At 58.8% G+C, this 1,982-nt stretch carries 3 protein-coding genes; all 3 read left to right on the forward strand.

Annotation, left to right across the window (positions count from 1 at the left end):
- Nucleotides 1-759: 759 nt before the first annotated feature.
- Genes IT41_RS19110 through IT41_RS19120 form a run of 3 tightly spaced genes read left to right on the forward strand, consistent with a single transcriptional unit; the run spans nt 760 to nt 1,634 of the window.
- Nucleotides 760-1,092 (forward strand): single-stranded DNA-binding protein, encoded by a 333-nt coding sequence (locus tag IT41_RS19110; protein WP_036744348.1) that lies wholly within the window; start codon nt 760-762, stop codon nt 1,090-1,092.
- 50 nt (nt 1,093-1,142) lie between these two features.
- The gene (nrdH, locus tag IT41_RS19115) at nt 1,143-1,373 is read left to right on the forward strand and encodes a glutaredoxin-like protein NrdH (protein WP_036744351.1); all 231 of its coding nucleotides are present in this window, start codon (nt 1,143-1,145) and stop codon (nt 1,371-1,373) included.
- Between the two features lie 42 nt (nt 1,374-1,415).
- Nucleotides 1,416-1,634 (forward strand): hypothetical protein, encoded by a 219-nt coding sequence (locus tag IT41_RS19120; RefSeq protein WP_036744353.1) that lies wholly within the window; start codon nt 1,416-1,418, stop codon nt 1,632-1,634.
- Nucleotides 1,635-1,982 lie beyond the last annotated feature (348 nt).

Below are 1,982 nucleotides of genomic sequence, written 5' to 3' on the forward strand. Positions count from 1 at the left end.
TGAAAGGCGCTTTTCGCCAAATCGACGCCGATGATGGTAACTTCGTCCATTGCTGTTCCTCCTCTTCTCTATCCCACGGTAGCCCACGAGGCGCGGGAGGGGCATCCACCCCATCAAGGATCGAGCGAATGCTCTGTGGCAGGCTGTCGGTCACTTTGCTTATTGGCGGTTTCGCGCAGTGTTTCGCAACTTGACCGCGATGCCGGTAAGGGGAAAGATTCCCCGTATGTTCTCACCAAACCCTTTCCTATGGCCCATATGCTGACCCAATCATTGTGCGGGGCTATAACTCACCCCTGCCGTTTTTCAGGCTGTCTGGATCGTCGTGCAGCCGATGCGAACACACCTAGCGGCCTCATAGCCGGTCTGTCCTGCCTTCCTCGGCCGACAGATCGCAGGCAAATTTTCCTTGAAGTAGTCGGGTGCGCGAGCTGTAGTCATCGCCACCAGGACACGCCTTCCTTCCCTGTGCTTCGCGTTCCAGCTTCCTGCGGTTGCGGTTCTTCAGGGTTCGGTTCTGCCGATCGCCAGCAACCCTGCCGGGGATGCAGAGCGCGGGCTGATCTTAGGCACCTTGCCCTTCTTGCAGGTGTTTCGACAGTCCCACCTACCACGCCTTCCCTCTTTGCGCCCGGCCTGCGGCCTTCAAGAACAAAGACGGTTTCCGCGCAAGCGCGGACCCTCCGTCTTTCTTCTTGATCGCCCGGAAAGGCGTAGCGGGCCTTTCTTATCGAAACACCAGCTAGAAGGATCACTTCAATGCTTTACACCCACGCCAAATTCAGCATCCAAGGCTATGTCGGTGCCATCCGTGAAGTCGGCAAGACCCTGAAAATCCGCATCAGCACCAAGGAAAGCTGGAAGGATCGCGAGAGCGGCGAACGGAAGGATCGCGAGTCCTGGAACACGGTGACAATGTTCGAGCGCACGCCTGGCTTCGCCTACATCAAGGAAAACCTGCGCAAAGGCGATCTCGTGACGGCCGAGGGCAGGATCTCTGAAACCAGCTATGACAAGGACGGCCAGGCCGTTTACGAAACAAGCCTCGCAGCCGATCTGGTCGCCATCATCCCTACCGGCAAGGGCGAGTAACCGTCCGGCAGAGCAGGGGGCTGCGGCCCCCTGACGAAAAGGAATCCACCATGACAGTCATTGTCTATTCCAAGCCCGCCTGCGTCCAATGCGCCGCAACCACGCGCGCCCTTGATGCCAAGGGCATCGGCTACGAGCTGGTCGATCTGACGGCCGACGAGGACGCCATGAATAGGGTCGTAGCCCTCGGCTATCGCCAAGCACCTGTCGTCGTCGCCGGCGATCAGCATTGGGCGGGTTTCCGGCCGGACCTTATTGCGGGCATATGTGAGAAAGCATAGCCTTTCTCATCGTATTTCATAACGAAAACAGAGGTTAACTTGATGCTGGAAAGATTGATTAACACCGGGAACAACGCGATTTTCTATGGACTTCTTGCAGTTGTTATCGGCGGCCTGATCTGGCTGGCAAGCGTTCTCCTGAAGGTGCGGCAAAACTACCGCGACTACGGCAGAATCATGGATCACGAGTTGGTGCCACAGTTTTGGTATTCATTGGGTTTCTTTGTCGTCGCGCTATTCGTCTGGCAGATTGCCATCTAGGGCGTCTGCCCGCCACTTGGCGGGCACCGCGTTCTAGCTTCGGCCGCAAGCGGCCTTCGCCCGAGCCATTCAGGGCGATGCGACCGGCTGCGGCCGGTGCCTGTCCGTCTCGTCCCGAGCCGGCCATTCCCCTGCCGGTCCTGGTCGCCCTGCCCTGCCCGTCTCGGCCCTGTCGGGTGACGCCCGCATGACGCGAGGCCGGATCTTGCCCACAGGGCATTCGCTCGATCCTTGATGGGGTGGATGCCCCTCCCGCGCCTCGTGGGCTACCGTGGGATAGAGAAGAGGAGGAACAGCAATGGACGAAGTTACCATCATCGGCGTCGATTTGGCGAAAAGCGCCTTTCA

This window comes from Paracoccus halophilus, from assembly GCF_000763905.1.
Lineage (GTDB): Bacteria > Pseudomonadota > Alphaproteobacteria > Rhodobacterales > Rhodobacteraceae > Paracoccus > Paracoccus halophilus.